Source organism: Bacteroidota bacterium (assembly GCA_018831055.1).
GTDB lineage: Bacteria > Bacteroidota > Bacteroidia > Bacteroidales > B18-G4 > M55B132.
Genome location: JAHJRE010000040.1, coordinates 1 through 4,465, shown reverse-complemented (window position 1 = coordinate 4,465; position 4,465 = coordinate 1). Strand labels below are relative to the sequence as shown.

The 4,465-nt window shown below is 47.3% G+C and carries 3 protein-coding genes; all 3 read left to right on the top strand.

Annotated features, from left to right (window positions below):
* The first annotated feature begins 147 nt into the window (after nt 1–147).
* Genes KKA81_02795 through KKA81_02785 form a run of 3 tightly spaced genes read left to right on the top strand, consistent with a single transcriptional unit; the run spans nt 148 to nt 4,343 of the window.
* Complete coding sequence (locus KKA81_02795; protein ID MBU2649839.1) at nt 148–1,071, top strand: hypothetical protein; 924 nt, start codon at nt 148–150, stop codon at nt 1,069–1,071.
* 39 nt (nt 1,072–1,110) lie between these two features.
* Complete coding sequence (locus KKA81_02790) at nt 1,111–1,989, top strand: T9SS type A sorting domain-containing protein (GenBank protein MBU2649838.1); 879 nt, start codon at nt 1,111–1,113, stop codon at nt 1,987–1,989.
* Nucleotides 1,990–2,003: 14 nt separating this feature from the next.
* Nucleotides 2,004–4,343 (top strand): TonB-dependent receptor, encoded by a 2,340-nt coding sequence (locus tag KKA81_02785; GenBank protein ID MBU2649837.1) that lies wholly within the window; start codon nt 2,004–2,006, stop codon nt 4,341–4,343.
* The last annotated feature ends 122 nt before the right edge of the window (nt 4,344–4,465 follow it).

Genomic DNA, 4,465 nt, shown 5'->3' with positions numbered 1-4,465 from the left:
TAACCCCTAACCCCTAACCCCTAACCCCTAAACCCTAAACTCATAACCCATAACTCATAACCCCTAATAACACTCCCCTTTTTTTACCTTTTTTTCCTTCCATTTCATCGAAATGCATAAATTTGCCTATCGAAATAAAGCCTATATATGAAGAATAAAATTTCTATAGCGCTGGCAATGATTATTTTATCCGGTGCGGTAATCCTGAATTCCTGTAAGAAGGATGATGATGATAAGCTTCCTCCTTCCATCAGTTTTAAAAGCGGAGACCAGTATACGCAGAACGGTGATGTGGTTAAAGTCGGCAGAAGCCTTAAATTCGGCATACAAGCCAGGGCCAACGATGGAAACCTGACCAACCTGACGGTTAACAAGCATCTTCCCAACGGAACGATTATTCCAGTTATGGATACCGGTATGAACACCGGTTATTTGAATATCGACAAGGTATTCTACCAAAACATTGAAGACACGGCTCTCTGGGTATTCAGCGTGCTGGACCGCAACAGGCTATCCGCGCAGGTCAGCCTCACCGTTTATCGCGATCCCCAGTCCTCCTGGGGAGGCATCATCCACCACACCTCCGTCATTATGGGATACCAGGGCAACCTGGAATACGGGCATTTCCTGTATCCTTTTACAGGAAAAACTTATTTCGAGGATTCGGCCACCATACTCCAGGAAAATATGGATATGCTGGTATATTATATTGTAGACGATAACCTGCCTTCGCCGGTCTTTTCTTCACCCGGTGAAATGGACAATTTCAGCTCGGAAGCCATGACCTTTTACCCGTCTATCATCAACTGGCAAACCCGCAGGTATACTTTGTGGGACATCAGCGTGGACGATGACCCCATCCCCCTGGATGCCTTTCAGAATGCACATAACGACAGCCTCCTCATCGTAGCCTATGATGAGATCTGGGGTAAGAAGAAATTCAAATGGGCCACCAACGACCGAATCATACCCTTTCAGACCCATGGTGGAAAGCGCGGTTTGATCCGGGTGATCAACGCGGAACATGCAGCAGACGGCAAAATTGAGTTCGAAATAAAGATCCAGATTTAAGGTAAATCCAACACATGTATTAACCAAAATAAAACAACCATGAAAAGAACATTACTGTTTGCGTTATTGATGATCTTCCTGGGATTACCGGCTATGCTGGTTTCACAGGATGTTATTACCGGTTATACTTTCCCTACAGGGGATACGGCAACCGACATTTACCCCAACCTTGGCCTGGGAAGTAATTCTAATTATTACATTTCAGCAGAAGACACAACGGCTCATCCCAACACGGTGCAAAGGCCCATCAGCTTCACCGACGGAGCCAGCGATTTCGCTGCAACTGCCAGTGGATGGGACGGTGGAGAATTTGCCAAACTTTGGTCCATCAAATTCAAAGCCGATGGCTATGAAAACCTGAAGGTTTCTTCCAAACAATACTCCGACGGCACATTCCCCGGTCCGCGCGATTTCAAGATCCAGGCCAGAAAGAGCGGTTCCGACTTCGTTGATCTTTCGGGAGGGAATATTTCCGTTTCGAACGACTGGATTACCGGCGTAGCTACAGACGTCGCCCTGCCTCCCGAATTCAATGATCCCGGTTCCACATCACTGTATATCCGGTGGATCATGACCAGCAACATGGATATCAACGGCAACACTGTCATGGAAACCGGTATTTCGAAAATCGATGACGTGATCGTCACAGGAACCAGCCTGAGTGGAATCGAAGAGACACTTTACGACAGCCGCTTCTCCTTCTCCCCTAACCCGGTTACCCAGGGCATGGTTACCATCAGCAGCAAGGATGGATTGGAAGAAATCAGGATTTTCGACATCCAGGGAAAAGAAGTGATGATCGCAAAAGATGATCTGACCCGCATCGATGTAAGCACCCTTAAACCGGGGGTTTATTTCATCATGCCTGTTTTCTCTGAAAATCTTAACACTGCTCCTCAGCGGATGATCATTCAGTAAGCATCTTAAATATTATGCACAGACTGGCGGTATTGTTCTTCCTTTTTCTATCATTACACCTTTCGGCCCAGGAAAAAGGAAGTATTGAAGGTTTTGTGAGGGATGCAGGAAGCGGGTTGCCACTGTCTGATGCAAACATCACTCTGGAACCATCCCATCGCGGAGCCACTTCCGATGCGATGGGATGGTTTTCTATTCCCGGCATTAAGCCGGGGGAATACACGCTTAGCGTCCGTTTCCTGGGTTATGTAGATCAAAACTCAAAGGTAACCGTCAATCCGGGAAGGAAAAGTCGTATGGAAATATCATTAAACCGGACTTCGGTAAACATGGGAGAAGTGGTGATCCAGGCTGAAAAACCACCCGAAGTTGAAGATGAGCCAATCCGGATAGCCACCATCCCCGCAAGCAGGATAGAAGCCTTACCGGCGCTGCAGATCACCGGCGTGATGGACCTTGTCTCCGGTGTAAATGTTTACAATCCCCTGGGGATCTTTTCCAGCAAAACCATAGTGAGTATGCGGGGCCTTTCCGGGAATGATCAGTCGAGGGTGCTCGTGCTGATGGATGGAATCCCTCTGAACAAAGCCGATGGCGGCTCGGTTAACTGGAACCAGATCAATAAGGACAGGATAGAGAACGTGCGTATCCTCAAAGGACCGGGCCAGGCCAGGTACGGCGGAGGCGCTATGGGAGGCGTTATCGAAATGACCACCAAAAAGCCTTCAGATAAACTGGAAGGGTTCGTAAAAGCAGAATATGGCACCTACAACACATTCGGCGGGGATGCGAACCTGTCGGGCAAATACAACTTTGACCGGAAACTGAGCGGCTTGTATTGGAGCCTCGACGGATTTGCCAGCATGAGCGACGGATATATCACCGAAGCAGAAGAATTCACCGAAGAAGGGGACTCTATCCTGGTTCCAACTTTTTTGAAAGAATACAATATCACCGGCAAACTTGGAATGGAATTCAGGAAAGGGCACAGCGCAGAGATACAGACCGGGTACTATGATGACATCCGTGGTAATGGTGTTGAAGTGTTTGAAGAATACGGTGCATACTCCGAACACGACACCTATTTCAACATGCTAAGATATAAGAAGAAAGGCAATTTCCTGGATTATGACATAGACATTTATTCCATACAGGAATATTATGACCGCATCTACGAATACATGAATGAAGGGGAATACATGCTGTATGATGTAGATGCAAGGCGTGGCGACCTGGGTGCGAACGGAAACCTTTCATACCGGCGCTTCCGCCAACATAACATCATGGCGGGATTTGAGATGAAGCACGGTATGGTGAACGCCACCGACACATATTACACCTCAACAGACATCATTCACAACGCGGGAAAAATGAACACCTGGGCATTTTATCTTCAGGATGACATCCGCTTTGCAGGAGAAAAGCTGCATCTGTATGCCGGGTTGCGGTATAACTTTGCCCGCTATTACGATGGTTTGTATTCCATCGAATACCCCTCTTACTCCATCAAATTCATGACATCCTTCCAGGATACGGCCATGGCGGAAAGGCAGTGGCAGGCTCTGTGTCCGGGGCTTTCCCTGCAATTCCAGCCCAACGAAGAAAAAAGGATATACATTTCGGCTTCACGCGGCTTCAGGGCACCCATCCTGGATGATATGACGCGAACAGGCAAGAAAAAAGGCAGCTTCGCCATTTCAAATCCCGACCTCAAACCCGAACTGCTTGATAACTATGAAATTGGTGGTGATCTTATCCTGTTTGGTAAACTCACCCTGGGGGCTTCCGTTTATTATTCTATCGGTCACGACTTTATGTACTACGTGAGTACAGGAGACTCAGTAAATATGGGGTATAAGATCGCACCGGTCTTCCAGAAAAGAAACATCAGCAAGGTGGAAATTTACGGAGCAGAAGCCGATGTAGAATACAGGATGTTCAGCTTCCTGACCGGATTCCTGAATTATTCCTACAGCCACTCGACGATCAGGGATTATGAAATGACCAACCCGGAAGTCGATACAGACCTTACCGGCAAACACCTTACCGATGTGCCGGATCACAAGCTCACCGCCGGTTTGGCTTTTCGCAGCCATGGCTGGACAGGGACAATTACCATGAAGTATATCGGCAAACGATGGATTAACGACCAAAACATTGTTGATACGGAATACCTGCTGACCGATCAATATCCTGCCTATACCATCTTCAGTGCTAAAGTGGAGAAACGCTTCTTCAACTCCTTCATGGTTGGCGCCAGCATCGATAATATCTTCGATGTTATATACATCGAAGATCTCACCCAACGGCCACCGGGCAGGTTCATTATGGTGCAGGCGGGGTATTACTTTTGATTTGGTGCTCGTGTTCTGTTTTTCCTGTCATTTTTCTTTCAATTTGCTACTTCGTTTCGGTCTGCCTTGCGCTGAGGCAGATACAATCTTTGACAAGCTTTTGCCTTTTTCATTCTTTGCGT

Bases quoted from the DNA above. Each gene is read 5' to 3' on its own strand.
- KKA81_02790 (MBU2649838.1), top strand. From the start codon at position 1,111: ATGAAAAGAACATTACTGTTTGCGTTATTGATGATCTTCCTGGGATTA.
- KKA81_02795 (MBU2649839.1), top strand. From the start codon at position 148: ATGAAGAATAAAATTTCTATAGCGCTGGCAATGATTATTTTATCCGGT.
- KKA81_02785 (MBU2649837.1), top strand. From the start codon at position 2,004: ATGCACAGACTGGCGGTATTGTTCTTCCTTTTTCTATCATTACACCTT.